The 25,358-nt window shown below is 63.1% G+C and carries 28 protein-coding genes and 1 tRNA gene (1 of these 29 running past the window's edge); 20 read left to right on the top strand and 9 right to left on the bottom strand.

Going from position 1 to position 25,358, the window contains the following annotated elements; genetic code table 11:
* Together ABF859_RS04080 and ABF859_RS04085 are read right to left on the bottom strand one after the other, a co-directional pair.
* Window positions 1-22: transfer RNA gene (locus ABF859_RS04080), tRNA-Arg, on the bottom strand; it reaches 155 nt to the left of the window's first position.
* A 61-nt stretch (window positions 23-83) separates the two neighbouring features.
* Window positions 84-461: a hypothetical protein gene (locus ABF859_RS04085; RefSeq protein WP_415526381.1), complete on the bottom strand. Its 378-nt coding sequence runs from the start codon at window positions 459-461 to the stop codon at window positions 84-86.
* A 96-nt stretch (window positions 462-557) separates the two neighbouring features.
* On the opposite strand from ABF859_RS04085, the gene guaA reads away from it, so the two are divergent.
* Together guaA and ABF859_RS04095 are read left to right on the top strand one after the other, a co-directional pair.
* The gene (guaA, locus tag ABF859_RS04090) at window positions 558-2,159 is read left to right on the top strand and encodes a glutamine-hydrolyzing GMP synthase (RefSeq protein ID WP_415526383.1); all 1,602 of its coding nucleotides are present in this window, start codon (window positions 558-560) and stop codon (window positions 2,157-2,159) included.
* A 151-nt stretch (window positions 2,160-2,310) separates the two neighbouring features.
* The gene (locus ABF859_RS04095) at window positions 2,311-2,709 is read left to right on the top strand and encodes a hypothetical protein (protein ID WP_415526385.1); all 399 of its coding nucleotides are present in this window, start codon (window positions 2,311-2,313) and stop codon (window positions 2,707-2,709) included.
* 103 nt (window positions 2,710-2,812) lie between these two features.
* Here the strand turns inward: ABF859_RS04095 and ABF859_RS04100 are convergent, their stop codons facing one another.
* Window positions 2,813-3,259 carry a CHRD domain-containing protein gene (locus tag ABF859_RS04100; protein WP_415526387.1) on the bottom strand — a complete coding sequence of 149 codons (447 nt, stop codon included), beginning with the start codon at window positions 3,257-3,259 and terminating at the stop codon, window positions 2,813-2,815.
* 42 nt (window positions 3,260-3,301) lie between these two features.
* On the bottom strand, window positions 3,302-3,874 hold the full coding sequence (locus ABF859_RS04105) for an HNH endonuclease (RefSeq protein WP_415526389.1): 573 nt from the start codon (window positions 3,872-3,874) through the stop codon (window positions 3,302-3,304).
* A 144-nt stretch (window positions 3,875-4,018) separates the two neighbouring features.
* On the opposite strand from ABF859_RS04105, the gene gluQRS reads away from it, so the two are divergent.
* On the top strand, window positions 4,019-4,882 hold the full coding sequence (gene gluQRS, locus ABF859_RS04110; protein ID WP_415526391.1) for a tRNA glutamyl-Q(34) synthetase GluQRS: 864 nt from the start codon (window positions 4,019-4,021) through the stop codon (window positions 4,880-4,882).
* On the opposite strand, the gene ABF859_RS04115 is transcribed toward gluQRS, so the two are convergent.
* Together ABF859_RS04115 and argH are read right to left on the bottom strand one after the other, a co-directional pair.
* Window positions 4,867-4,998 carry a hypothetical protein gene (locus ABF859_RS04115; protein WP_415526393.1) on the bottom strand — a complete coding sequence of 44 codons (132 nt, stop codon included), beginning with the start codon at window positions 4,996-4,998 and terminating at the stop codon, window positions 4,867-4,869. The genes gluQRS and ABF859_RS04115 overlap by 16 nt on opposite strands.
* Complete coding sequence (argH, locus tag ABF859_RS04120) at window positions 4,995-6,440, bottom strand: argininosuccinate lyase (RefSeq protein ID WP_415526395.1); 1,446 nt, start codon at window positions 6,438-6,440, stop codon at window positions 4,995-4,997. The genes ABF859_RS04115 and argH overlap by 4 nt, the downstream gene beginning before the upstream one ends.
* 144 nt (window positions 6,441-6,584) lie before the next feature.
* Between argH and ABF859_RS04125 the strand changes: the two genes are divergently transcribed.
* From ABF859_RS04125 to ABF859_RS04180, 12 genes are read left to right on the top strand one after another with little or no spacing between them, the layout of a single operon-like run.
* Window positions 6,585-7,061, top strand: a complete 477-nt coding sequence (locus ABF859_RS04125; protein WP_415526397.1) for a TlpA disulfide reductase family protein — start codon at window positions 6,585-6,587, stop codon at window positions 7,059-7,061.
* Complete coding sequence (locus ABF859_RS04130; RefSeq protein ID WP_415526399.1) at window positions 7,058-7,639, top strand: TlpA family protein disulfide reductase; 582 nt, start codon at window positions 7,058-7,060, stop codon at window positions 7,637-7,639. The genes ABF859_RS04125 and ABF859_RS04130 overlap by 4 nt, the downstream gene beginning before the upstream one ends.
* A 46-nt stretch (window positions 7,640-7,685) precedes the next feature.
* Window positions 7,686-8,348, top strand: coding sequence for a TlpA disulfide reductase family protein (locus tag ABF859_RS04135; RefSeq protein ID WP_415526401.1), 663 nt, complete (start codon window positions 7,686-7,688; stop codon window positions 8,346-8,348).
* Window positions 8,349-8,366: 18 nt separating this feature from the next.
* Window positions 8,367-9,143: an N-formylglutamate amidohydrolase gene (locus tag ABF859_RS04140; RefSeq protein WP_415526403.1), complete on the top strand. Its 777-nt coding sequence runs from the start codon at window positions 8,367-8,369 to the stop codon at window positions 9,141-9,143.
* Window positions 9,140-9,979, top strand: coding sequence for a shikimate dehydrogenase (locus ABF859_RS04145; RefSeq protein WP_415526405.1), 840 nt, complete (start codon window positions 9,140-9,142; stop codon window positions 9,977-9,979). The genes ABF859_RS04140 and ABF859_RS04145 overlap by 4 nt, the downstream gene beginning before the upstream one ends.
* Complete coding sequence (coaE, locus tag ABF859_RS04150) at window positions 9,976-10,581, top strand: dephospho-CoA kinase (protein ID WP_415526407.1); 606 nt, start codon at window positions 9,976-9,978, stop codon at window positions 10,579-10,581. The genes ABF859_RS04145 and coaE overlap by 4 nt, the downstream gene beginning before the upstream one ends.
* Window positions 10,578-11,264 (top strand): DNA polymerase III subunit epsilon, encoded by a 687-nt coding sequence (gene dnaQ, locus ABF859_RS04155; RefSeq protein ID WP_415526409.1) that lies wholly within the window; start codon window positions 10,578-10,580, stop codon window positions 11,262-11,264. Before coaE ends, dnaQ begins: the two co-directional genes overlap by 4 nt.
* On the top strand, window positions 11,264-12,166 hold the full coding sequence (locus ABF859_RS04160; protein ID WP_415526671.1) for a glycosyltransferase family 9 protein: 903 nt from the start codon (window positions 11,264-11,266) through the stop codon (window positions 12,164-12,166). The genes dnaQ and ABF859_RS04160 overlap by 1 nt, the downstream gene beginning before the upstream one ends.
* A 36-nt stretch (window positions 12,167-12,202) precedes the next feature.
* Window positions 12,203-13,252 carry a glycosyltransferase gene (locus tag ABF859_RS04165; RefSeq protein WP_415526411.1) on the top strand — a complete coding sequence of 350 codons (1,050 nt, stop codon included), beginning with the start codon at window positions 12,203-12,205 and terminating at the stop codon, window positions 13,250-13,252.
* Window positions 13,252-15,012 carry an asparagine synthase (glutamine-hydrolyzing) gene (gene asnB, locus ABF859_RS04170; RefSeq protein ID WP_415526413.1) on the top strand — a complete coding sequence of 587 codons (1,761 nt, stop codon included), beginning with the start codon at window positions 13,252-13,254 and terminating at the stop codon, window positions 15,010-15,012. The genes ABF859_RS04165 and asnB overlap by 1 nt, the downstream gene beginning before the upstream one ends.
* 48 nt (window positions 15,013-15,060) lie before the next feature.
* Complete coding sequence (locus ABF859_RS04175; RefSeq protein ID WP_415526415.1) at window positions 15,061-16,380, top strand: dihydroorotase; 1,320 nt, start codon at window positions 15,061-15,063, stop codon at window positions 16,378-16,380.
* 45 nt (window positions 16,381-16,425) lie between these two features.
* Window positions 16,426-16,821 carry a hypothetical protein gene (locus ABF859_RS04180; protein WP_415526417.1) on the top strand — a complete coding sequence of 132 codons (396 nt, stop codon included), beginning with the start codon at window positions 16,426-16,428 and terminating at the stop codon, window positions 16,819-16,821.
* A 46-nt stretch (window positions 16,822-16,867) separates the two neighbouring features.
* Here the strand turns inward: ABF859_RS04180 and ABF859_RS04185 are convergent, their stop codons facing one another.
* The gene (locus ABF859_RS04185; protein WP_415526419.1) at window positions 16,868-17,170 is read right to left on the bottom strand and encodes a hypothetical protein; all 303 of its coding nucleotides are present in this window, start codon (window positions 17,168-17,170) and stop codon (window positions 16,868-16,870) included.
* A gap of 187 nt (window positions 17,171-17,357) precedes the next feature.
* Here ABF859_RS04185 and ABF859_RS04190 point away from each other — a divergent pair, with 187 nt between their 5' ends.
* From ABF859_RS04190 to ABF859_RS04210, 5 genes are all read left to right on the top strand, one after another.
* Window positions 17,358-18,038, top strand: coding sequence for a tetratricopeptide repeat protein (locus ABF859_RS04190; protein WP_415526421.1), 681 nt, complete (start codon window positions 17,358-17,360; stop codon window positions 18,036-18,038).
* A complete protein-coding gene (locus tag ABF859_RS04195) occupies window positions 18,038-19,450 on the top strand; it encodes a PQQ-binding-like beta-propeller repeat protein (RefSeq protein ID WP_415526423.1) in 1,413 nt (470 codons plus the stop codon). The genes ABF859_RS04190 and ABF859_RS04195 overlap by 1 nt, the downstream gene beginning before the upstream one ends.
* Window positions 19,451-19,454: 4 nt before the next feature.
* Window positions 19,455-20,840: a ribosome biogenesis GTPase Der gene (gene der, locus ABF859_RS04200; RefSeq protein ID WP_415526425.1), complete on the top strand. Its 1,386-nt coding sequence runs from the start codon at window positions 19,455-19,457 to the stop codon at window positions 20,838-20,840.
* A gap of 133 nt (window positions 20,841-20,973) precedes the next feature.
* A complete protein-coding gene (locus ABF859_RS04205; RefSeq protein WP_415526427.1) occupies window positions 20,974-22,386 on the top strand; it encodes a sugar porter family MFS transporter in 1,413 nt (470 codons plus the stop codon).
* A 4-nt stretch (window positions 22,387-22,390) separates the two neighbouring features.
* Window positions 22,391-23,779 carry an MFS transporter gene (locus ABF859_RS04210; RefSeq protein ID WP_415526429.1) on the top strand — a complete coding sequence of 463 codons (1,389 nt, stop codon included), beginning with the start codon at window positions 22,391-22,393 and terminating at the stop codon, window positions 23,777-23,779.
* On the opposite strand, the gene ABF859_RS04215 is transcribed toward ABF859_RS04210, so the two are convergent.
* Together ABF859_RS04215 and ubiA are read right to left on the bottom strand one after the other, a co-directional pair.
* Window positions 23,748-24,416 carry a class I SAM-dependent methyltransferase gene (locus tag ABF859_RS04215; protein WP_415526431.1) on the bottom strand — a complete coding sequence of 223 codons (669 nt, stop codon included), beginning with the start codon at window positions 24,414-24,416 and terminating at the stop codon, window positions 23,748-23,750. The genes ABF859_RS04210 and ABF859_RS04215 overlap by 32 nt on opposite strands.
* Window positions 24,413-25,330, bottom strand: coding sequence for a 4-hydroxybenzoate octaprenyltransferase (gene ubiA, locus ABF859_RS04220; protein WP_415526433.1), 918 nt, complete (start codon window positions 25,328-25,330; stop codon window positions 24,413-24,415). The genes ABF859_RS04215 and ubiA overlap by 4 nt, the downstream gene beginning before the upstream one ends.
* Window positions 25,331-25,358 lie beyond the last annotated feature (28 nt).

Below are 25,358 nucleotides of genomic sequence, written 5' to 3' on the forward strand. Positions count from 1 at the left end.
TATCCAGTTGAGCTACGGGTGCGCTGTGAGGCGGGGTTTTACAGAGGCTTAACTGACCTGACAACCCCGCTTTCAAAAAAAAATCAGTGACGTGTCATGGTGATGTGAGCGCGGCAGGACGGAGAACCGAAAATGCCGCCGATGGCCTGTCCGACGGGGTATCCGTTGAAGACGACGGCCGTGGGGTGGTGGTTCAGATCCGTCATGGCGAGTTCAGCATGATAGTGCCGGCTTCCGGGCGTATAGGTGCCGTGCAGGACCTGTGAGCCGTCGGCTGGCGTAAACAGGATCTCCTTTCCGCGGATGCGCAGCGTCGAGGGGCGTTCGGTCGGGCAGGTGCCCTGATCGGCGACGAGGGCTCCGACCCAGGAGCCGGTCGGATCATGTCCGGGGTCGGGGGTTCCGGCGCAGGCGGCGAGCAGAGCCGTGGCGGAGAGGGCGAAAAGTGCTGGCAGGCGCATGTTGTTCTTGTTCCGTGTTGCAGAATGGATGACGCAGACGACACAACACCTTATAGGAGAGCCTCAAAAGGCACCATGAAACCGGAACGCGAGGCCATGACATTGACCCAGCAGGACGCCAGCACCGTCGAAAAGCTCGACGAAACTCTTCACGAAGACCGTATCCTGATTCTGGATTTCGGCAGCCAGGTGACGCAGCTTATTGCGCGCCGCGTCCGCGAAAGCGGCGTTTACTGCGAAATCTGGCCGTATACGGCGACCGAGGATAAGATCCGCGCTTTCAATCCGCGTGGCATCATCCTGTCCGGCAGCCCGGCCAGTGTGCATGACGAGAATGCACCGCCGATTCCGGATGTGGTCTTCGCGCTGAACCGGCCCGTGCTGGGAATCTGCTATGGTCAGCAGGCAATGTGCCAGAAGCTGGGGGGCAAGGTCGAGAACCACGAGCACCGCGAATTCGGCCGCGCTTATATTGATATTGCCGAGGACTGCTCGCTGTTCCGTGGCGTGTGGGCGCGTGGCAAGCGTGAGCAGGTCTGGATGAGCCATGGTGACCGCGTCACGCAGCTTCCGCCGGGCTTCCGTGCCGTTGCCCATTCCGAAGGAGCTCCGTTCGCGATCATCGCGGATGAGGGGCGTCGCCTGTATGGTGTGCAGTTCCATCCGGAAGTCGTGCACACGCCGCATGGTGCTGCGCTGATCCGCAACTTCACGCATAATGTGGCCGGTTGCAGCGGAACCTGGACGATGGCCGGTTTCCGTGATCTGGAAATCGCGCGTATCCGCAAGCAGGTTGGTTCGGGTCGTGTGATCTGCGGTCTGTCGGGTGGTGTGGACAGCTCTGTTGCAGCCAAGCTGATCCATGATGCGATCGGCGATCAGTTGACCTGTATTTTCGTCGATCCGGGCATCATGCGTACGGGTGAAGCGGATGAGGTCGTCAAGACGTTCCGCGGACGCTTCAATATCCGTCTCGTGCATCGTGACGCCTCCGAGCTGTTCCTGAAGGAACTGGCTGGCGTGACGGACCCCGAGGTCAAGCGCAAGACGATCGGCCGTCTGTTTATCGAGGTGTTCGAAGAGGAAGCCGCGAAGCTGGGCGGGGCGCAGTTCCTGGCGCAGGGTACGCTGTATCCGGACGTCATCGAGAGCGTAAGCTTCTCGGGTGGTCCGTCCGTGACGATCAAGTCCCACCATAATGTCGGCGGTCTGCCGGACCGCATGAACATGGAACTGGTCGAGCCGCTGCGCGAACTGTTCAAGGACGAGGTCCGGATGCTTGGCCGTGAGTTGGGGATTCCGGAAAGCATCGTCGGGCGGCATCCGTTCCCGGGGCCGGGGCTGGCGATCCGTATTCCGGGTGACGTCACCAAGGAGAAGCTGGATCTGCTGCGCAAGGTGGACGTGATCTATCTTGAAGAAATCCGCCGGGCCGGGCTTTACGATGCGATCTGGCAGGCTTTTGCGGTTCTGCTGCCGGTCCGGACGGTCGGTGTGATGGGCGATGGCCGGACCTACGATCAGGCCTGTGCCCTGCGTGCCGTGACCAGCACGGATGGCATGACGGCGGAAGTCTATCCGTTCGACTTCGCCTTCCTGAACCGGGTGGCCGGACGTATCGTCAATGAGGTGCGGGGCATCAACCGCGTGACCTATGACATCACGTCCAAGCCGCCGGGCACGATCGAGTGGGAATGAGACCGGACCTGATTCACGGATAGAAAGTCTTTGGAAACCCCCGCAGGAATGCGGGGTTTTTCTTTGTCGTGTTTCCTGAGGAGATGTGTCGGGCTTGTCCGGCTCTTCGGGGAGTGACAGTGTGAAATCTTTCAAAACAAGGATGATCCTGATGTCGATCCGGTTCCTTTCTTTTTCTGCTTCGCTGCTCGTGGCGGGTGTGGTCCTGATGCCGACGGCCATGGCAGCCGAGCCGTCCGAGAAGCCCTGTGAGACCGATCTTTGCCGCAGCGTGCGTCAGTCCTGGGCTGCCGTTCGTCATGGCACGTCCGATGCGGCCCAATGGACGAAGACGCAGAGCGTAAAGGGTTGGGATGCCACGAAGGATGGTGTTTCCCATGCGGCGCACTGGACGGGCCGGGAAGGCGAAAAAGGCTGGAAAGCCACCAAGGCCGGCACGAAAGAGGCTGTGCACGAGACAGGCGCCTGGACGAAGAAGACTGCCCGTGACCTTGATCCGGGACGTTCGGACAAGACCCCGGATACCAAGACCGACGCAGCGGGTCAGTGATGTCTTCTTCGGGGGCCTAAGTGTCTCCTCTCAGTCTATGGGTATGAAAAAGGCCTGTCCCTTGCGGGGCAGGCCTTTTTGTATGCGCCTAGATTAAAGACGCTTATTCCATGTGGTGTTTGTGTCCGGTGAGTTCGGTGGTGAGCTGGGCACGGGCTTCACCATCCGGATATTTTTCTGTGTGGAGGTTGATGTAGGTCTGTCCGGCCTGGACTTCCTTGACCTGATCAGCGGTAAGCTGGAGCGTACCGGTCATGCGGGTTGTGTAAGGCCCGTTGATGGGAGCGAGGACGCCGGCATCCTGACCGTCCGGGGCAGGACCATGAAGATGGGCGGCTGTGACCGGGCCGGAGAGGCCGTTATCTTCGAAGCGGTAGGTCAGGGTGTTCTTGGTGGTATCCAGCATTGCGGATGCCGAGCCCCGGATCGGGGCAGTCGCACCGTGTTCGCCCTTGAAGGGCCCGAAGAGATGCAGGGTTTCCGCGGAAGCGGGCAGGGCGGTTACCGACAGGCCGAGGGCCAGTGTCGTCAGTAGAAGTCCAGTACGCATGGAAGTCCATCCTTGCAGAAGTTGGACTGACTGAACGTGTGCTCAGGTTTCGAGTTCGGTATTCCAGTACAGATAATCGCGCCAGCTTTCGTGAAGATAATGGGGCGGAAAGGTCCGGCCATTTTCCTGTAGCAGGCGGCTGCTGGGCTGAACGGGTCTGCGGTGCGGGTGCATGCCGAGTTCGCTGGGCAGTTTGGAGCCCTTGAGCAGGTTGCAGGGGCTGCAGGCGGTGACGACGTTTTCCCACGTCGTGCGACCGCCGCGGGCACGGGGGATGACGTGATCGAAGGTCAGTTCATGCGTTGGCAATCGGTCGTGGCAGTACTGACACGAGAAATTGTCTCGCAGGAAGACGTTGAAGCGGGTGAAGGCCGGCTTGCGGACGGTAGGGATATAGTCCTTCAGCGCAATGACGCTGGGCAGGCGCATGCTCTGGCTCGGGGAGTGGACGACGGCGTCTTCGTATTCGGAGAGGACCGACACGCGGTCGAGGAAGACAGCCTTGACGGCTTCCTGCCAGGACCAGAGCGAGAGCGGGAAATAGGACAGCGGACGGAAATCCGCGTTCAGGACAAGAGCCGGAAAATGCTGACCGCTGACGGACACCACACGCATCCTTTCTGCAAGGACGACACATGTGGGGGTTACGGCGCCGAATGAAAACGGGACAAACAGCGGGAAAACACGTGTCGTCGGCTTCTTTGAGAAAACTATTCCAGTAAACTGTGCGGATCGCAAGCAAACGCTGGTGACACAATCATGACGCCTCCCGCCACGACACGATTTGCGCCGAGTCCCACGGGGTTTCTGCATCTGGGGCATGTGGTCTCGGGGCTGTACTCGCGGATCATGGCCGGAGAGGCTGGAAAGTTTCTGATTCGTATCGAGGATATTGATACGACGCGCTGCACGCCGGAACTGACGCAGGCATTGCGTGAAGATCTGGACTGGCTTGGACTGGCATCAGACGAGCTGGTCCGGCAGCAGTCGAAGCATCTGGCGGAGTATCATGCCGTGCTGGAAAACCTGCGGGAGCGGGGGTTGCTGTATCCGTGTTTCTGCACGCGGCGGGAGATTTCCGGGGCCGCGACCGGGGAGGCGCCGGATGGGAGTCTCGTTTATCCTGGAACCTGCCGGCGTGGCAGTCCTGTGGACAGGCAGGGCCGCGATCCGGTCTGGCGGCTTGATATGCAGCGGGCCCTGGACGTGCTTCAGGAAGTGCCGGGGTGGCATGAGGTCGGGCACGGACGGATTGTGGGGAAGGCCGATGCGTTCGGCGATATCGTTCTGGCGCGGCGGGATACGGGCGTCTCGTATCATCTGTGCGTCACGCATGATGACGCGCTTGAAGGTGTGACCACTGTGACACGGGGGCGGGATCTGTATGAGGCGACGTCAGTCCAGCGCGTTTTGCAGGAACTGATGGGATGGCCGGAACCGGCTTATGCGCATCATGCGCTCATTCTGGATGGGGACGGGCACAAGCTGTCCAAGCGGGATGGCGCGGAAGGTGTGCGGGTACTGCGGCAGAAGGGCTGGACGGCCCGGCAGGTGCTGGAGCATCCGCTGGTGCGGCAGGCTCTGGACGCGAGCCTGCCGACAGAGGCTTATTCCGGTGGATAAGTGCCCGGATAGGTGATGTCCTGCGAGGGGCCGGGGGCGTGTGGAGCGCCTTTCTTGCCGCAGGCGGTCAGGCCGAGGGCCATGACCGCCATGCTGACGAGCAGCAGTGTTTTCATGCGGTTTCTCCAAGTTTGGCGAGCCATGCTTCGGCCTGATGCTTTACATTGGCCGGTGCGGTGCCGCCTTCGCTGGTGCGGGATGCCAGAGAGGCTTCGACGGTCAGGACATCGAAAACGCCCTTGTTGATCTGCGGTTCGACGGACTGCATTTCTTCAAGCGACAGATCGGCCAGATCGCAGCCTTTTTGTTCCGCCATGCCGACCAGACGGCCGGTAACGTGATGGGCTGTGCGGAAGGGGACGCGCAGTTCGCGGACCAGCCAGTCGGCAAGATCGGTCGCGGTGGAGAAGCCCATGCCTGCGACTTCGCGCATCCGCGGCGCATTGGCTTTCAGGTCCCGGATCATGCCGTCCATGGCGGCCAGCGAGAGCGTCATGGCCTCGGTGGCGTCGAAGACGGGTTCCTTGTCTTCCTGCGTGTCCTTGGCATAGGCGAGCGGCAGGCCCTTCATGACCGTCAGCAGGCCCACGAAATCGCCCATGATGCGGCCGATCTTGGCGCGGACGAGTTCGGCGGCGTCCGGGTTGCGCTTCTGCGGCATGATGGACGAGCCGGTCGTGAAGGCATCGGACAGCGTGATGAAGCCGAAGGGGGCGGAGGCCCACATCACGATTTCTTCGGCCAGACGGGACAGGTGCATGGCCTGAAGCGACAGGGCGGACAGGAACTCGAGCGCGAAATCACGGTCCGAGACGGCGTCGAGCGAATTGGCGGTCGGGCGGTCGAAATCCAGCGCCGACGCTGTCATGCGGCGGTCGATCGGGAAGGACGTTCCGGCGAGGGCGGCCGAGCCGAGCGGGCATTCGTTCAGACGGGCGCGGGCATCGCGCAGGCGCCCGCGATCGCGCGACAGCATCTCCACATAGGCCAGAAGATGGTGGCCGAACGTGACCGGCTGGGCGACCTGAAGATGGGTGAAGCCCGGCATCGGCGTTGCGGCATGCTCCAGCGCGCGTGTGGCGAGGGAGCGCATCAGGGCGGCTGTCTGCTCCTGCAGGCCGTCGATGGCATCACGGACCCAGAGGCGGAAATCGGTGGCAACCTGATCGTTGCGCGAGCGCGCCGTGTGCAGGCGCTTGCCGGCCTCGCCGATGCGTTCGGAAAGGCGGGCCTCGATGTTCATGTGGATGTCTTCGAGGGCCGGGGAGAACTCGAAGCGGCCTTCGCCGATTTCCTGTGCGATGTCGCCCAGGCCCTGACGGATTTCGGCCAGTTCGGTCTCGGTCAGCAGGCCGACCTTCTGGAGCATGGCGGCATGGGCGAGGGAGCCGCGGATGTCCTGTCGCCACAGGATCTTGTCAAATCCGATGGAGGCGTTGATCTCGCCCATGATGGCGGCCGGACCCGAGGCGAAGCGGCCACCCCATTGCGGATTGGCGGCTGTGCCTTCAAAGGATGTAGCGGCATCTGATTGTGTGTCGACAGGAGCGTTTTTCATGAGAACCGTAAGCAGATGATTCGGAAGCAGATCGACCGGCGAACCCTTCTTGGAAGAGCGGCCAGCCTAGCTGCGGCAGCCTCCCTCTGCAATTGCGGGCTGGGAAATGTCGCTCGCGCCGCTGAGACGGAGGGCGCGCATCCTATGCTGCCCGCGCTCACGCCGGGTGCGCCGAGGCTTGAGCCCGTGAACTTCCAGCTTGTGGGACCGGGAGGGACGTCACTGTCCCTCGCCACGATGCGGGGGCGGCCATTTATTCTGCATTTATGGGCGACCTGGTGCCCGCCGTGCAGACTGGAGCTGCCCGCACTGAATACATTCATCGAGAAATCCGGGGGGGCAGTCCCCGTGATTCCGGTCGCCGTGGCCAGTCCCCTGCCGAAGGTCATGATGTTTCTGGCGCAGGGGAGTCTGCCGCATATCGCGCCCTGGACGCTGGGACAGCACGAATTTTCCCAGTGGTTCAAATCCGGCGAGCCGAGCTTGCCCATGACCTGCGTCATTGATGCGCAGGGGCGTCTGCGGGCGAGTGTGGAGGGCGAAATGGCGTGGGATGCTCCGGACGGGCAGGGCGCGCTTGAGAAGATTCTTGCCGGTCTTCAGGCGGCAAAGCCTGCGTGAGCACCGGGCGCGTCAGTCGGCGGAGTGTCGTTGCCGGGACGGCGGGGCTGGCGATCCTCGTGGGGGTGGCCGCATCGCGGCTGGCGGGTACGGTGGTGCGTCGTGGCGCGTCAATCGGAAGTCTCGTTCCGGGAAAACCGCGTTCCCGGCCGGTGGGATTCAGCCTTTCCGGCCCGGATGGGGCGCGTTATCCGCTTGTTTCCCGTCGGGGGGCGCCTTTTCTGCTGCATGTCTGGGCGACGTGGTGCCCGCCGTGCCGTCATGAACTGCCGGCTCTGGAGGCTTTCATGCAGGGCTGGGGTGCCGACTGTCCGGTGGTGCCGGTCGCGGTGTCGAGTGGGGCTGCGGAAGACGTCCGCGCCTTTCTGGCGCGCAGTAACGTGTCGGGACTGCCCGCCTGGACGGTCGGCGGTCCGGAGCTGAAGGACTGGTATGGTCAGGGGGAGCTTGCCATTCCCGTAACATTCCTGATTGATGGAAGCGGGCGCGTCCGGGCGTTGGCTGCGGGATCGCTTGACTGGGCCGATCCGGCTGCGCCTGAGGCGCTGCGCCGGGTTCTGGCCGGGATAGGGGCCTGAGCCCCACCGTGACAGACCTGCTGTAATGAAAGAACGGATTTCAATCATGACTTTTCCGCTGACACGTCGTTATCTTCTGGGAGGTGCGGGCGCCCTTCTGGTTTCGGGAGGCGCTATTTCAAAAGGGGCCATTGCCGCAACGGCTGCAAAGGAAGAGGCTGGCAAGGGACTGGCTTTCGAGCCGAATTCTTTCGGCAGGCTGGCCGTGCCGAAGGTCCTGCCTGCGCTGAGTGTAAAGAATGAGCAGGATCAGGACGTGCCGTTGTCGCACTGGTACGGCAAACCGTTCATCCTGCATTTCTGGGCCACCTGGTGCCCGCCCTGCATTCGCGAACTGCCTTCCGTAAACGCGACGGCCAAGGCTCTGGGTGCGGATGGCCCGCAGATCGTCGCTGTCGCTGTGCGTGGCAGCACGGTTCCCAAGGTTCGGGCGTTCTATGACAGCCACGGGATCGACACGCTGCCGGTTCTGGTCGATCCGGTGTCGGGGGTGATGATGGAAACTGCGGATCAGACGGCGCTGGTACAGTCCATCCGGCAGGTCCGCCCGGATGACCTCAAGGAACTGACGTCGGACGTCATGTCCCTTCACGGTGTGCCGCGTTCGCTGATCCTGAATGCGAAAGGCGAAGTCGTGGCGGAGTCCATCGGGAACATGGACTGGTCTGCGGACGCCGTGAGGCATACTGTGCAGGCCTTGGCCGGATAGTAAGAGTGTGAAGTCCTGATGTCTGCTCCCCTTCTCGGCGCCAGTGATCCGGCGCCCTTCCTTCTTTTTCCCGAACAGAAGCCGTCTCCGTTCGTGTTCGTCAGCGATCATGCGGGGCGGGCTGTTCCGGATGCGCTGGGGGACATGGGGGTGCAGACCGAGGACTGGCAGCGACATATCGCGTGGGACATCGGCATCGTCGGCGTGGGGCGTATCCTGCACGAGACGCTGGGCTCGGCACTGATCGAGCAGGTCTATTCCCGGCTCGTGATCGACTGCAACCGCGCGCCGGGCCATCCGACGTCCATGCCGCTTGTGAGCGACGGGACACCGGTTCCGGCCAATCAGGCGGCGCAGGAGACATGCCGGGCCCGGCGGGAGCGGGAAATCCTGCATCCGTATCATGATACGATCGCCGAGGTTCTGGTGGAGCGCGGGTCGCGTCCGACCGCGCTGATCGCCCTGCACAGCTTTACGCCGCAGATGAACGGGAAGGACCGGCCCTGGCAGATCGGGATTCTGCACAATCAGGACAGCCGCATGGCGTCGATTGCGCTGGATCTGCTGCGCGAAGACAGGACCCTGTGTGTTGGGGACAATGAGCCTTACGTTCTGACCGATACGTCCGATTATACGGTTCCGCGTCATGCGGAAGCGGCGGGGCTGCCATATCTGGAGATTGAAATCCGGCAGGATCTGATTGTCGAAAAAACCGGGCAGCGGGAATGGGCCGGGCGTCTGGCGGCACTGCTGCCAAAAGTCTGGGAAAAGCTGGCGGAGGAGCCGGGAGCATGATTGACGGGCATACGAAGCTTGCGGGTGTCATGGGCTGGCCGGTGGAACATTCCCGTTCCCCGCTGATGCACAATCACTGGTGCCGGGTGAATGGTGTGAACGGCGCATATGTCCCGCTGCCGACCCGTCCGGAAGGATTCGATCAGGCATTGCGTGGACTGGCTGCGGCGGGGTTTCAGGGCGTGAATGTCACGATTCCGCATAAGGAAGCGGCGATGCTGGCCTGTGACGAACTTACGCCAACCGCGAAACGGGCGGGAGCGGTGAACACCATCTGTTTCGTGGCGGGGCGGATTATTGGGGACTGCACGGATGGGACGGGTTTCTGCGACAATCTGAGTGCGCATGACGTGGCCATTGGCGGTCGTGCCATGGTTCTGGGTGCGGGTGGTGCGGCGCGGGCCGTGGCGGCGGCACTTCTGGACCGGGGCTGCGAAGTCGTGATTGCGAACCGGACGCTGGAGCGGGCTGAGGCGCTGGTGGACGCGCTTGGTGGTGGCGAGGCCGTGGCCTGGTTTGAATGGCCGTCGCTGCTGTCAGGCTGTTCGCTGCTGGTGAATGCCACATCGATGGGCATGGGCGGCAAGCCCGGTCTGGACTGGGACACGGCGTTGCGGGAAGCAGCGCCGGGGCTGTGCGTGACGGATATCGTCTATACGCCGCGCGAGACGCCCCTGCTGCTGGCGGCTCAGGCGCGGGGCCTGCGGACGGTGGATGGTCTGGGTATGCTGGTTCATCAGGCGCGGGCTGGCTTCAGGGCATGGTTCGGCGTTGATCCGCAGATTGACCAGACGACGTTCGATCTTCTGGCAGCGAGCCTGCGCGCTGACGCGTGAAGATCATTGGCCTGACGGGGGGGATGGCGGCCGGGAAAAGCACGGTCGCCGCGCTGTTCCGCAGGGCCGGGGTGCCGGTTTTTGATGCGGATGCGTGTGTCCGGGCTCTTCAGGGCGAACGGGGGAAAGCGCTGCCTCTGATCGGGCAGGCATTTCCCGGAACCGTGGTCGATGGACGTCTGGATCGTGCGGCGCTTCGTGAGACCGTGCGGGGGCAGCCCGAGGCTCTGAAGCGGCTGGAAGGCATCATGCATCCGCTGGTCCGGGCCGAACGGGAGCATTTTCTGAAGCGCTGCCGGGCGCGGAAAGAGCCATTCTGCGTGCTGGATATTCCTCTGCTCATGGAAATCGGGGAGGACCGGCGCTGCGATGTGGTTGTTGTGGCTCATGCCCCAATGGGCACGCGTCTGTCCCGCATCCGGCAGCGGGGACGCAGCGGGGGGCGCATGAGTGTAGCGGATGCCAAAGGGTTGCTGGCGCGCCAGATGGGCGACCATGAGCGCAGACGCCGGGCCGACATCGTGATACGAACCGGCCTGTCGCGTGGGCAGGCCGTCAGGCAGGTCCATGCCCTGTTGCACCGGCTTCGTGAGGCGTCATGAAACGATCCATCCTGTTCGATACGGAAACCACGGGCTTTGACCCGGATATGGGCGACCGCATCATCGAGATCGCGGCGCTCGAACTGATCGACGATCTGCCGACGGGTGAGGCGTATCATGTGCTCATTCATCCCGAGCGCGACATTCCGCCCGAGGCGACGAAGGTGCATGGCTTCCGGATCGAGGATCTGGAGGGGAAGCCCAGATTCGCCGAGGTGGCGGACGGGTTTCTGGAGTTCATCGGGGACAGCCCGATGATCGCGCATAATGCCCGGTTCGATTTCAAGTTCGTCAATGCGGAACTGAAGGCCTGTGGGCGCGAGCCGCTCGATTATGCCAGCCGGGCCATCGATACGGTGGAAATGGCGCGGAAGAAATATCCCGGCCTTCCGGCGAGCCTCGATGCGCTGTGCCGGCGTTTTGGCATCGACCTGTCCCAGCGCGGCACCCATAACGCCCTGCTGGACTGCAAGCTTCTGGCAGAAGTGTATGTCGAACTCATGGGGGGGCGTCAGCGCGGGCTGGGGCTCGCGGGACCGTCCCGCAGCCGCAGCATGACGGACGGGATCAACGCTTTGGCCCATCGTCCGCCACGGAAAATGGCGCCCCCGACCGCCGAAGAGCTTCAGGCGCATGAGGCGTTCGTCAGCACCATCAAGGACGCGGTGTGGCATCGCGAATGATGCGGATCCTGTTCATCACGTCCAACCGGTTGGGCGATGCGGTCATTTCCACTGGTGTGCTGGATGCGTTGCAGAAACGTTATCCGGCAGCGATGTTCACGGTGGTCTGCGGGCCGGTGGCGGCGGGGCTTTTCGAGGCCGATCCGCGATGTGAGCGTGTCATGACCATGGAAAAGCGCCGGCACGACCGGCACTGGCTGGATCTGTGGCGGGCGTGTGTCCGGACGCGCTGGTTCATGGTCGTGGATCTGCGAGGCTCCCTGCTCGGGCTGATGTTGCGGGCACGGCGGCGGATCATCGTGCGGGGAGGGCGTCGCCCGGGACGCCGCATTGTGCAGCTTGGAGAGGCGCTGGGCTTTCGACGTACTCCCATGCCCCGTGTCTGGACGTCCGAAGCCCAGCGGGAGCGCGCGGCGGTCCTGCTGCCTCAGGGGCGCTGGCTGGCTCTGGGACCGACGGCGAACTGGGATGGCAAGATCTGGCCGCCGGAGCGGTTTGTGGAACTGGCGCAGGCTCTGCGGGCGGAAAATCTTCGCCCCGTGCTGTTCTATGGTCCCGGCGAGGGAGAGCGGGCCCTTGCTAAACCGGTGCTGAAGGCCCTTCCGGAGGCTCTGGATCTGGGAGGAAACCGTTCCCTGGGGGAAGTGGCGGCGCTTCTGGAACGCTGCGCGCTGTTTGTGGGGAATGATTCGGGGCTGATGCATCTGGCTGCGGCTGCCGGAACGCCGACTCTCGGGCTTTTCGGGCCGTCACGGGCTTCGGAATATGCGCCTGCCGGTCGGCTCGCACGGTTTGTGAAGGCTCCGGGGCAGGACGGGCACGCGCCCATGACGGGGCTGGGGGTCGAGACGGTTCTGACGGCAGCGAAGGAGATCCTGCATGAAAAAGGCGTGCAGGACTGACTTGATGCCCTGTCGGTCATGGCCGATAGAAGAGACATGAATTCTGCTTCGTCCAACGGGTACCGGGGTCGTGTGGCTCATGTGATGGCGGGCGCTCCAAGGGGCGGCGCGGAGCTGTTCTTCGAGCGTCTGACGATGGCCCAGACGCGCGACGGACGCCCGGTTCAGGCGCTGATCCGTTATGACGAGGGGCGGCTCGCACGGCTTGGGGATGCGGGCGTCGAGACCCGGGGCTACCGTTTCGGTGGTCTGCTGGACCTGCGGACCACGCCGGGCTTGCGGCGGAGTCTCAGGGCATTCCGGCCGGACATCGTGGTGGCCTGGATGAGCCGGGCGGCGCGGCTGGTGCCGTCAGGGCCGTGGCAGATCGCCGGGCGGCTGGGCGGCTATTATGATCTGTCCAATTATCGTCGCTGCGAGCATCTGATCGGTAACACACGCGGGCTGGCGGACTGGATGCGGGCGCAGGGCTGGGCGGCCGACCGCGTGCATCACCTGCCCAACTTCGCGACGGATTTTTCGGCCGTCGCGCCGCAGCGTCCCGATTTTCTGCCTCCCGGTGTGCCATTCGTTCTGGCACTTGGGCGACTGCATGAAAACAAGGCCTTTGATGTCCTGATCCGGGCAATGAAACATGTGCTGGGCGCGCATCTCGTCATTGCGGGCGAAGGGCCGGAGCGGGCGGCGCTTGAGACGCTGGCGCAGGGGGAAGGGGTGGCGGACCGGGTGCATCTTCCGGGCTGGATTGCGCAGAGCGGCCCCTGGCTGCGGGCCTGTGATGTTCTCGTCTGTCCGTCCCGGATCGAGCCGCTGGGCAATGTCGTGATCGAGGCGCTTTCGGCCGGGGTTCCGGTGGTGGCGAGCAACATTCAGGGGCCGCAGGAAATCCTCGAAGGGACGCAGGACGGGCTTCTGGCTGTCGTTGAGGACGAGCGCGATCTTGCCGCGCAGATCGGGAGCGTGCTGGAGGATGCGGCGCTGGCGGACCGGCTTTCGGCGAATGGCCGGGCGCGTTTCGAGCGGGAATTTGCCCAGGATGTCGTCATGGCGCGCTGGTCAGCGTTTCTGGATGGAGTGCGGGCCTGATGTGTGGAATTGCCGGTCTATCCTGCCTGCCCGGACATCATCCGGATCAGGATGCGCTGGAGCGCATGTCGCAGGCCATTTTTCATCGCGGACCGGACGGAGAAGGGCGACTTGATCTGGGTAGTGCGGCTTTGCGTCACCGTCGGCTCTCCATCGTGGATATCGCGGGCGGAGCGCAGCCGTTCAAACTTGGCGCGGCGGCGCTGATAGCGAATGGGGAAATCTATAACGATCCGGCCATCCGCAGACGGTTTCCTGCGACGTGCTTCCAGACCCATAGCGATTGCGAACCACCCCTGCATCTGTGGCTGCATGATGGTGCGGGTTACACCCACGAATTGCGCGGCATGTACGCCATCGCGATCGTGGAGAACGAGCATGGGCGGCATGAGATGGTGCTGTCGCGCGATCCGTTCGGGATCAAGCCGCTTTATATCGCGGCCTATGAGGGCGGGATTGCGTTCGCTTCAGAGCCGCAGGCACTGCTGGCGGGGGGATTTGGTAAACGCAGCGTCCGGGAAGGTGCGCGCGACGAGTTGATGCAGCTTCAGTTCACGACGGGACAGGACATCATTTTTGACGGGATCCGCCGTCTTCTGCCGGGTGAAACGCTCCGGATCGTGGACGGGCGGATCGTGGAATCGCGGCGGCGGCATGTTCTGCATGAAGCGCGGGATACGGTTCCGGCCCGTCTGACGGACGAGCAGGCGCTGGCGCGGCTGGATACGGCACTGCTCGACAGCGTATCGGCGCATCTGCGGGCGGATGTGCCGCTTGGGCTGTTCCTGTCGGGCGGGATCGACAGTTCGGTTATTCTGGCGGCGGCGCATCGTTTGGGGCTACCGCATCCACGCACCTGGACGGCGCGTTTCGACGCCGGGAAGGCGGATGAATCTGCTGACGCTGCGGCACTGGCTGCGTCTGTCGGGGCAGAGCATCATGTCCTGACCGTGACGGAAGACATGGTCTGGCGTGATCTTCCGGCCATCGTGGCGTGCATGGATGATCCGGCAGCAGATTATGCCGTCATCCCGACATGGTTTCTGGCGCGTGAGGCGCGAAAGGACGTGACCGTCATTCTCAGCGGCGAGGGGGGGGACGAGCTTTTTGCCGGGTATGGCCGCTATCGGCGGGTCATGAAGCCCTGGTGGAAAGGGGGACGACCGCCATACCGCTCCGGGACGTTCGGCAAGCGCTTTGGGGAGCACGGACGGCAGTGGCGGCGCGGCATCGCCATGACGGAACTGGCGCTGGGGATTTCCGGGCTGGAAGGGGCGCAGGCGCTGGATATTGCGGAATGGCTGCCTAACGATCTGTTGCTCAAGCTGGACCGCTGCCTGATGGCGCATTCCGTCGAGGGACGTACACCGCTGCTGGACCCGGTGGTGGCCAAGGCCATCTGGCCGCTTCCGGCGCATTTCAAGGTGCGCGACGGTTACGGAAAGTGGCTTTTGCGGCGCTGGCTTCAGGACGCGATGCCGCAGGCCCGTCCGTTTGCGCCCAAGCAGGGATTTACCGTGCCGGTGGGGGTGTGGATCGAGGGACAGGCGCAGCGTCTTGGTCCGCTTGTGGCCCGTCAGCCCTGTATCCGGGCCATGATGCCCGCTTCGGATGTGGGGCATCTTTTCGCCAGGGCCAGTCAGCGCGGTCTGGCACGGCAGGCCTGGACATTACTGTTTTTCGCGCTGTGGCATCGCCATCACATCGAGGGGGTTTCGGTGGACGGGGATACGTTCGAAACGCTCTCCCGCGCGACATGAACAAACGACTTCTGGTTTGAGTATCTTACTGATTTGCAAGGACGGAACATGCATTACGATCTGATCATCCGCGGCGGCCGCTGCGTTTTTCCTTGGGGTGAAGCCGAGGCCGATATCGGCGTTCGAAACGGGAAGGTCGCGTCCCTGTCAGTGGGAGTGGCGGATGAAGCGGAGCGTGTCATTGATGCGCGTGGCCTGCATGTCCTCCCCGGGCTGATCGACGCGCATGTTCATCTGCGCGATCCGGGAAAGCCCGAGGTCGAGACGCTTGAGACCGGAACGCGGGCTGCGGCTCTTGGCGGTATTACGACGGTTTTCGACATGCCCAACACGTCCCCGAGTGTGACCGATGTGACGATGATCGACTGGAAACGCGATCATATCCGCAAGACGGCGCATGTGGATGTCGGCATCTATGTCGGCGCGACCCGTGAAAATACGCCTGATCTGGCAATGCTCGAGCAGCAGCCGGGTGTGTGTGCCGTAAAGGTTTTTGCTGGATCTTCGACGGGCAACCTGATGATTGAGGATGATGCCGGGCTCGAGGCGGTCATGCGGTCCGGGCATCGTCGCGTGGCCTATCATTCCGAGGACGAATATCGCCTTCAGGCCCGCAAGCCGATGTTTCATGAAGGCCAGCCTTACGAGACGCACAGCGTCTGGCGGGACGTCGAATGTGCGTTTCTCGGCACGCGGCGTATCATGGCTCTGGCCCGCAAGACCAACCGTCCGGCCCATATCCTGCATGTCTCGACGGCTGAGGAACTTGAGTATCTGGCGGATCACCGGGACATTTCCACCGTCGAGGTGCTGGTGAACCATCTCACGCAGGTGGCGCCGGAATGTTACGAGAAGCTCGGCGGCCTGGCTGTCATGAACCCGCCGCTGCGGGACCGGCCGCACTGGGAAGCAAGCTGGAAGGCCGTGCGGGACGGGCGCGTGGACGTCGTGTCGTCCGATCATGCGCCGCATCCGCTTGAGGCCAAGAAGCTGCCCTGGCCGAAATGTCCGGCCGGCCTGACGGGCACGCAGACGATCGTTCCTGTCATGCTCGATCATGTGAATGCGGGGCGTCTGTCGCTGTCGCGTCTGGTGGATCTGATGGCGGCGGGACCGGCACGGGTTTACGGGTTGCAGACCAAGGGACGCATGGCCGTTGGATTCGATGCCGATTTCACGCTTGTGGACATGCAGGCCGAGCGTGAGATCACCAATGACTGGATCGCTTCTCCGGCAGGCTGGACACCGTTTGACGGAACGCGGGTGACGGGCTGGCCGATGGCGACGATCGTTCGTGGAACGGTCGTGATGCAGGACAATGAGGTTTCCGGCGGTCCGACCGGTGAGCCTGCCAAATTTGCGCCTTGATCTGGGCGTAGGGCGCGCAACGCTTCGATCAGGAAAGGGAACTGTATGACATGTTGCGTTGCCGCCAGCCGTAAGGCGGTGCTGTTGGGACTGTTTTTCATGGGCGCGGTTTCCATCGGGACGGCCGGAGCAGCGGAAGCGGCCTGGACCGCATCAAAATGCGGTGCCGAGCCTCAGGCTCCGGCGGTCAAGGGCGGGACGGTCGCGCAGTACAATGAAAGTGTTGACCGCGTGACGGCCTATGAAAAAGCGGCCCGTACTTACAATGCGTGTGTCGCGGCTCAGGCCAACCGGGAAGAGACGGCGATCAGTCAGGACGCGACCGCGCGGATTTCCCACGTTCATGCGGGAAGCGCGGCCGTTCAGTCCCATATCGCGGCGTCCTTTCAGGCACTTTCTGCCAGTCTGGCGGCAGCGGGACGCAAGCTCGGCCATCACTGAGCGGAAGGATAGCAGGCCGTGTTCCTGACGGGCGTGCCTGCGAGTCTTACTGGCCCATCCGTTCCTGGTTCTGGCTCGGTGTCAGGGTCGTCGGGCCTTCATAGGTCTGGCGGGCGACATTGGGCATGAGGTCGGGGCGGGCCCAGCAGGTCGTACCTTCAAAGCTGGTCGTGCAGTAGGGCTGGGGCGGGGGCGGCCCGACCGGACGGGCACAGAAACTTTCGTCATCGTACAGATAGGCCGTGCTGCAGTCCTTCCCCGTGACGGCGGAAGCGATGCGGTCCGGTGCGCAGCCTTCAAGCGCGCAGAACACCAAGGGAAGCAGCAGGAGCGGGACGGGCTTTTTCATGGCGTTCAGGATGCTTCCGGAGCCGTTAAGGAAGTCTGAATGTCGGCCGGATTTTCTGCCCTGATACCGTTTTTCACGGTCAGGGAGCTTTTTGCTGTCCTGCCGATCGTGTGAAGCGTTTGCCGCGAGGGTTCAGCCCCTGTATGGTCGCGCAAACAGTTTGAAGACCGATCCAGCAGGGGACCAGGTGGCAGACGATTTCATCACGCAGGTGAACGAAGAAATGCAGGCGCAGCGGTTGCGGGCCATGGCACGGCGCATTGGCGCCGTGGTGGGGGCCGTGGCCGTGATTGGGGCTATCGGGGGAGGCGTGTGGGGCTGGAACAGTCACGCCCGCCATACAGCACAGCAGGCGGCATCGGCACGGTATTTTACCGCCATGACGTCCCTGTCCGATCCCAAGCATGACGCCGCAGCCACCCAGAAGGCGACCGCGACCTTCCAGGATCTGGCGGAACATGGTCCGGAGGGCGTGCGCTCCTATGCCGCTCTGCGTCTGGCCGATCTGCAGAGTCAGGCAGGCCAGTCGGCGGCGGCCCTGAAGACCTGGCAGGGTGTCGTGGATGACAAGGCTGCTGAACCGGCCCTGCGGGATATGGCGCGTTACATGAGCCTGAATGCGCAGACCGCGACGGCCGATCCGAAGACGCTGCGGCCGGGATACGAAGCCCTGGCCCAGAGCGGCGGAGCCTGGGCATCACTGGCGCAGGAAGGTCTTGTGGCGCTGGATCTGCGTGCTGGTGCTTCGGCCGACCAGCAGAAGGAAGCCCGGCGCATCCTGACGCAGATCGTTGGCAGTGAAAACGCGACCGAAGGGGTGCGTGCGCGTGCGCAGGCCCTGCTCGAGACATTTGGAGACGCCGGTTGATGCGCCGTCCTGTTCTTTCCCGTTCCGATCTTTCCCTGAACCGTCGTATGGGCCGCAGGGGCCTGCTGCGGACAGCCTGCTCGGGAAGCGCGCTGGCTGTTCTGGGCGGATGCAGCCTGTTCGAAGATGACAGGAAGCCGCCTCTGGCCGGACATCGTGTGGATGTCCTGTCCACGGGCGCCGGACTGACGGTCGATCATGACGATCACACGCCGATCAGCCTTGGTCCGGTCCGGCAGGTCCACGAGTGGCTGCAGGAAGGCGGGAGCCCGTCCCATGTTGCCGTGAATGCGGCCTGGAACGGACCGGATCTGGTGTGGAGCCATTCGGTCGGGGCGCAGACCGATCCGTCCAGTTTCCTGTCGATGATTGCCATCATGCCGACCAACCGCGGGGCGATCCAGTCCCCGCCGGTCATTGGCAACGGTCATATCTATACGACCGACGCGCAGGGCGTGGTGAAAGCCTGGACCTGGCCGGAACGCCGTCATGTCTGGACGCGGCAGCCCGCCACGTCCAGGAGCCGTTCGACCAATATTGGTGGTGGCCTCGCTCTTGACGGAGACACGCTCTATATCGTGGACGGTGTGGCGCAGGCCCTTGCTGTCGAGGCGCTGACCGGCAAGGTCAAGTGGAGAGTCAGTACGGGAACGCCGGGTCGTTCCGCGCCGACGATCGCGGAAGGCCTGATGGTCTTCGGGACCATTGACGAGCGTCTGATCGCGCTGAATGCCAAAACGGGCCATCAGGTCTGGACATATCAGGCGACGGCATCCGACACGGTCATCTTCGGCCAGTCCGCTCCGGCCTTCGTGGATGGTGTCGTCCTTGCGGGTTTTGGCAGCGGCGATCTGGTCGCGCTGCGTGCGGCGTCGGGTGAGATGGTCTGGAGCGACAGTCTCGGCGGTTCCAACGGCATGGGCGCCATGCTGGACTTCTCCTGCATCCGGGGCGCGCCAGTCATCGTGGACGGAACGGCTTACGCCGTGTCCATGTCCCGCGTGCTGGTGGCGATCGACATGCGTTCGGGCCGTCGCCTGTGGGAACGTGAGGTCAGTGGGCAGAGCCCTATGGCGATCTGTGGCGACTGGATGTATGTCCTGTCCACGGATCAGCAGATCGCCTGTCTGGATCGCCTGTCCGGGCATGTGCGCTGGATCACCCAGCTGCGTCGCTTCATCCGCGAGGACGTGGAAAAGGATGCCATTGCCTGGGTGGGCCCGCTTCTGGTGAACGGCAGGCTGATCTGCTTCTCCACCTTTCCGAAAGAAGGCATGGCTGTCGTGAATGCCGTGACCGGGAAACTTGAACTGACCCGCAAGACCACCGCCCCGTGTCAGGTTCAGCCGATCGTCTGTGACGGTCATGTGCTGACCCTGTCGCAGGACGCCATTCTGCGGGCCTATGGCTGAACGAATGACCTCTGAGAACCTGCCCGTTGTTGTTATCGCCGGGCGCCCGAATGTCGGGAAATCCACTCTGTTCAACCGGCTTGTCGGCCGCCGTCAGGCGATCGTGTCCGATATGCCGGGCGTTACGCGCGACCGCAAGGAGGGCGAGGCCCTTCTGCGCGGCCGTCGTGTCCGGCTGATCGATACGGCCGGTCTGGAAGAGGCGGCGCCGGATACGCTGTACGGGCGGATGCGGGCCTCGTCCGAATCCGCTGTTGCGATGGCGGATCTGGTGCTGTTCTGCATTGATGCGCGCTCGGGCATCACGCCTGCGGATGCACATTTTGCAAGCTGGCTGCGGCGCCAGAACCGGCCGGTTCTGCTGATTGCGAACAAGGCCGAGGGACAGGCCGGGACGAATGCGGCTCTCGAAGCCTATTCGCTTGGTCTGGGAACGCCGCTGGCGCTGTCGGCCGAGCATGGCGAGGGCATTGCGGATCTCATGGGTGAGATTGCCGAACGTCTGCCGCCTGCGGAAAAATCCCGTCGTCGTGAAGCTCCGAAAGCCGAAGGCGAAGAGGGAGAGGACGAGCGTCCGGCCGGTCCGCTGCGTCTGGCCATCATCGGTCGGCCGAATGCGGGAAAATCCACGCTGCTGAACTGTCTGCTTGGCGAAGAGCGGATGATTACCGGCCCCGAAGCCGGGCTGACGCGCGATTCCATCGCCGTCACCCTGCATGACGAGCATGGTGAGATCCGGCTGGTCGATACGGCGGGGATGCGCAAGCGTGCCCGCGTCGAGCAGCATCTTGAGAAAATGTCCGTCTCGGCTTCCATTGAAGCCCTGAAAATGGCTGAAGTGGTCGTGCTGGTGATTGATGCGACCCTTGGGGTGCATGAGCAGGATCTTCAGATCGGCCGTCTGATCGAGCGCGAGGGACGGGCCTGTGTCATCGCGCTGAACAAGTGGGATGCGGTCGAGGACCGGAACGCGACGAAAAAGGCGATTCTGGACCGTCTTGAAATCTCGCTGGCCCAGGTCAGGGGGATTCCGGTCGTGACGTTCTCCGCACTGACGGGGGCGGGTGTGCATCGTCTTCTTCCGGCGGTACGGAACGTTTACGAGATCTGGAACTCGCGCGTTTCGACGGGCGAACTGAACCGGTGGTTCGAGGATGCGCTCGAGCGTCATCAGCCGCCGCTGGTGGATGGCCGTCGTCTCAAGCTGCGTTACATGACGCAGGTGAAAGCGCGCCCGCCAACCTTCCTGCTGTTCGGGACGCGGGCGGAGATGCTGCCGGATTCCTACAAGCGCTATCTAGTCAACGGATTGCGTGAAACGTTCCACATGCCGGGGGTTCCGGTACGTCTGCAACTGCGCGGAACGAAAAATCCTTACGCGGAAAAGTGATTTTCTGTCCGTTTGGATATAGACCACATCCCTGAGTGATCATTAATACAGGACTGGCTGTTTCCGGGTTCGGAACGTTCGGTCCTGTCCCCTGCACAAGAGGGGTATGTTTCGGGTGAGGGTAGCTACGGGTATGGTTGGGATTGCGTCGTCTTCCAGTGGGGGGGCGTCCACAGAACGGCCCCGCAGTACGGCGCGGGCGACAACCCTGGGTATTCTGGCGGCTCTGGCCGGGCTGATGTTCGGTCTTGATACCGGTGTGGTCGCCGGTGCCCTGCCTTTCATTGCAATCGATTTCCATGCCAGCGATGCCCTGCAAGGCTGGATTGTCTCGTCCATGATGGCTGGTGCGACGTTCGGATCCCTGTTCGCGGGCCGGATCTCGGCCCGGTTCGGACGGACCGGGGCCATGCTCGGAGCGGCGATCCTGTTTCTGGTCGGGACGCTGTTCTGCGCTCTGGCACCTGGTGTGGCGATCATGATCGTCGGGCGGCTCTTTCTCGGGCTTGCGGTTGGTGTGGCTGCCTTTGCCGCCCCGCTCTACATTTCCGAAATCACGGTTGAATCCGTCCGGGGCGCCATGATTTCGTTTTATCAGCTCATGGTTTCCCTTGGCATTTTCCTCGCGTTTGTTTCGGACAGCCTGCTGGCTTCGGGGGCACACTGGCGGTGGATGCTGGGTGTCATGGCGGTCCCGGCTGCTCTTTTCCTTGGAATCGTCCTGATCCTGCCGCACAGCCCGCGCTGGCTGATGATGCGCGGAGAGAAGGACCGGGCCCGGCGGGTGCTCCAAAGTCTGCGTTCGGACGAGGAAGTGGCTGAAGCCGAGCTGGTCGATATCCAGTCGCGTCTGCAGAAGAGCAGTGATGCGGGTATCGGGCTTTTCCGGAGCAATCCCAACTTTCGCCGGACGGTCTTTCTGGGAATGCTGCTTCAGATCATGCAGCAGCTCTCCGGGATCAATGCGCTTCTGTATTACGCGCCGCGTGTCTTTCAGGCGGCGCATTTCGGAACGAATGCCTCCATCTGGGCCACGACGCTTGTGGGCCTGACCAACATGGCGCTGACGGGGGTGGCGATTGCCTGTGTGGATCGGTGGGGGCGGCGCCCGCTTCTGATCCTGAGCTGTGCGATCGCGGCATTTTCGCTGGCGGGGGTCGGGACGCTGCTGGCCATCGGGGCGTCGAGTTTCGCGTCTCAACTGCTGCTCTGCGGGTTTGTCCTTCTTTTCGTCGCCGGTTTTGCCATTGGTGAGGGGCCGCTGGTCTGGACGCTGTGTTCGGAAGTGCAGCCGACCCGGGGCCGCGATTTCGGAATTGGCTGTTCCACCGTGACGAACTGGGCGGCCAACTGGGCCATTTCCAACATGTTTCCGCTGGCCATGGCGATGATGGGGGCGTCTTCCACGTTCCTGATGTTCGCCGTCTTCAATGGTCTGTTCATTCTTGTGACCGTATTCTTCGTTCCGGAAACGAAAGGCGTTTCGCTCGAAAAGCTGGAAGCCAATCTTTTTGCAGGCACGCGCCTGCGCGATCTGGGACGCTGAAATCATGACGGCTACGACAGAAGACGGTCTGCAGGAAGAATACGACCCAAAACGTCATGCCGGGCTCTATGGAGCGCAGCGGTTCAAGGCGATGTCGGCCGTGCTTCTGGCGCTGCTCCTGTCCGTACTGGATTATGCGATCGCCAATGTGGCGCTGCCGCTGATCGCACAGGATCTTCATGCGTCTTCGTCACGGGCCATCTGGGTGGTCAATGCCTATCAGTTGGCCAATCTGTCCTGTCTTCTGCCGCTGGCATCGCTTGGGGCGCGGGTCGGGTTCGGGAGACTGAGTCAGGTCGGGATCTTCCTGTTCCTGATCGCATCGGTGGCCTGTGCGCTGTCGCAGAACCTTCTGGAACTGACGCTGGCGCGGGCGTTGCAGGGTGTGGGCGGGGCCTGCATCATGAGCGTGAATATTGCTCTTGTCCGCTTCATCTACCCGCATAAGGAACTGGGGCGGGGCATTGCGCTGAACGGGCTGTTTGTCGGGCTGGGCGTGGCGCTCGGGCCATCTCTTGGTTCGCTGATCCTGTCCGTAGCGACATGGCCCTGGATTTTCTGGATCAATCTGCCGCTGGCTCTGGCCGCTCTGGCTCTGGCCCATGCCGCGCTGCCGCAGACGCCGCGGAGCGATATTCCGACGGACATGGTGGGTTCCCTGCTGACCGTGGCCTCCTTTGCGCTGACTGGCGTGGGGCTGGATGGCCTGATGCATGCCGATTTCCTGTCGGGCGCCGCTGTGACGGTGGCGGGTGTCCTCTGCTGGGCCATGCTGCTGCACTACCAGCGCGAGAGGCTGGAGCCGATCGTTCCTGTCGATCTACTGGCGCGGCGGCCGTTTCTTCTGGCCTGTCTGGTGGGTTTTCTGGGGTTCGTGGCCTCCAATCTCTACATCGTGGCCATGCCGTTCACGCTGGCCACCGCGTTTCATCGCGGTGCGGGAACAATCGGCCTTTTGATTGCGCCCTGGGCCGTGGGGGTGGCGACGATGTCCTTTGTCGTCAGTCGTCTGGCGGACCGGTTTCCGGCGTCAGTCCTGTCCTCGATAGGTTTATTCATCACCGCAAGCGGGTTCTGTCTGCTGTGGTTCCTGCCGACCGATGCCGGTAACTGGGCCATTGCCTGGCGGACGCTGTTTGCCGGCTGTGGTTTCGGGCTGTTCCAGCCCCCCAACAATCGCGCGATCATGGTCACGGCGCCTCCCGGCCGCGAGGGGGGGGCGAGTGGCATGTTGTCCGTTGCGCGTCTGGCGGGGCAGACAACGGGCGCCCTGCTTGTCGCGGGGCTGTTCACGATTTTTGCTCATCCGGCGTTCATCTGCCTCGGGGCTGCGATGATCGCGGCGCTGACCGGATCGGCTCTCAGTCTGGGTCGGAAATATCTCGCAGCCTGAAAAGTGTGGTGGGGCGCTGGTCCACGCTTTCAAGTTCCTGCGTTACCGGAACAGCCTGTCGTGTGAGTACTTCGAGCGGCATTGACGGTGCGTAGTGCCGACCCGGATCGCAGAGCCAGACCTCGCAGGTTTTCGAACATTCCAGCAGCCAGGGCACGATCTGCGCGGCCATGGTCTCGTTGTAACAGACGTCTCCGATGACCAGCAGGTCGCAGTCCGGGACCGTTCCGATCAGGTCTCCGGGGACGGGGGAGATGGTCACGCTGTTTAGCCGGGCGTTCAATGCCGTGGCTTCCAGCGCCATGGGGTCGATGTCGTTGGCGTGGACATCTGACGCTCCGGACAGGATTGCGGCAATGGCGGCGAGACCGCATCCGCAGGCGACATCCAGAACGCGACGTCCACGGACATGATCCGGATTGTCGAGAATAAAGCGTGCAATGAGCTGGCTGCCGGGCCATGCGAAGGCCCAGAAGGGTGGCTCGATGCCGATCTGTTCAAGATAGACTTCGCTGGCCTGCCAGATGGGTGTGATTTCGGTCGCCAGATGCAGGGAAATCTCGGGCACCAGTGTGGCGTGAGCGATGGCGGTATTGTCGCGGATGAAGCCGGCGGGATCGCTCAGGGCCGTGCTCATCCGAAAAATCTTGCGGCGACAAACCCTGCTGCCAGTACGAATCCGATCGGCACGTTGCGGCGGAACTCCCTGAGGCAGGCCGGAGCGTCATATGGGTTCAGCACGCGGACCTGCTGGAGCAGCATGGCGGCTGCGACGGCGAGGAACGGCCAGAAGATCCAGTGCAGATGCGCGTGGATGGCGACGAGCGCCAGCGCCAGAATCATGAGGCTGTAGCAGGTGCCGATGAACGGGCGGGCGCTTTTTTCCATCAGGCGGGATGTGGAGCGGACGCCGATGCGGGCGTCATCGTCCATGTCCTGAAAGCCGTAGATGGTGTCGAAGCCGAGCTGCCAGAGAATGACGGCGCCGTAGAGTAGCAGGCCGTTGCCATCCAGTGTTCCGGCGGCGGCCGCGTAGCCCATGGGTGCGCCGAATCCGAAGGTAAAGCCCATGACGAGCTGTGGCCACCAGGTGACGCGCTTGGCGGCGGGGTAGAGCGCAACGAGCAGGAGCGCGACGGGAGCGAGAGCCCAGCAGACGGGAGGCAGGCAGACGAGGACGCCCAGCCCCATCAGCAGCAGGACGGCGAGCAGAAGAAGACCCTGTTTCAGCGACAGCGCACCGCTGGCGAGGGGGCGGCCTGCGGTGCGCGCGACCTTTGCGTCGATGTCGCGGTCCCAGATGTCGTTCACGACGCATCCGGCCGAGCGCATGACGAGCGAGCCGAAGGCGAACAGGGCCGTATCGATCAGGCGCGTCTGGAGGGATGCGGCAGGGGCGAGGAACAGGCCCCACATACCGGGCAGGAACAGAAGCCATGTTCCGACCGGGCGGTCGAGGCGTGCCAGCAGGGCATAGGAGCGCCATGGCTCGGGAAGGCGCGCGATGCGGCCGGTCAACTGGATATCGGTATGGGCGCGGGTCTGGCTCATGGGAGATGTGATGCGGCGCGGACATGCT

It is taken from the genome of Gluconobacter sp. (assembly GCF_047722525.1).
Classification (GTDB): Bacteria; Pseudomonadota; Alphaproteobacteria; order Acetobacterales; family Acetobacteraceae; genus Gluconobacter.